Genomic DNA, 392 nt, shown 5'->3' on the forward strand with positions numbered 1-392 from the left:
CGGATATCGGCAACGCCGTCATGGGCCACCACCTGGTGGCCTTTCTTTTTGTGCTCGCCAACTTCGCCACCGCGCTGCGCCTGGCCTGCTACCAGCGCCGCGGCGCCCGGTACCGGCTGGGCATGTCCGTAGTGGCCTATCTGATGGTGGTGCTGACCGGCGGCCAGGCGCTCGACGTGCTGGCGCGGCAGGGCAGCGTCACCCCTTGGCAGTTGGGTCTGGCGCTGCTGCTGGCCTTCNNCAAGCCGGCGCGCGCGAGGTAGGCATGCGGGAAGCGGAAAAGGCGTTCACGGGCATGCTGCCCCGGATCGAACCGCATCTGCTGCCTACTGGCGCCAGCCAGGACGTGCTGAATGCCACCCTGCAGCGTGGCTCGCTGGTGCCCTACAAGG

1 protein-coding gene is annotated in these 392 nt (G+C 68.5%); it reads left to right on the forward strand.

The features are described from left to right. Nucleotides 1-20 precede the first annotated feature (20 nt). A complete protein-coding gene (locus ACR6JA_RS22725) occupies nt 21-263 on the forward strand; it encodes a phage holin family protein (RefSeq protein ID WP_494599730.1) in 243 nt (80 codons plus the stop codon). The last annotated feature ends 129 nt before the right edge of the window (nt 264-392 follow it).

Source organism: Cedecea sp. B1(4), assembly GCF_059414925.1.